Here is a 224-nt window from a genome sequence, read left to right on the forward strand (position 1 = left end):
TAATAAAAAACTCAAAAATACGCGGTGTTCTCGGCTTAATTAATGAAATTATTAATTAATATAAAAGAAAATTGATATTATCTAGTTTTCAAAGAACCAGTTTGAGAGTAGACCTCTCAAAACCGAACAAAGTTTTGTCTCATGTGCAGGCTTCCGTATTATTCCTTAGAAAGGAGGTGATCCAGCCGCAGGTTCTCCTACGGCTACCTTGTTACGACTTCACC

1 rRNA gene is annotated in these 224 nt (G+C 36.2%); it reads right to left on the reverse strand.

The annotated features are described in order from the left end of the window. Positions 1–169: 169 nt before the first annotated feature. Positions 170–224, reverse strand: a 16S ribosomal RNA gene (locus FFM73_RS12665); the annotation flags it as partial.

Origin of the sequence: Secundilactobacillus hailunensis (assembly GCF_005405185.1) — a bacterium.
Classification (GTDB): Bacteria; Bacillota; Bacilli; order Lactobacillales; family Lactobacillaceae; genus Secundilactobacillus; species Secundilactobacillus hailunensis.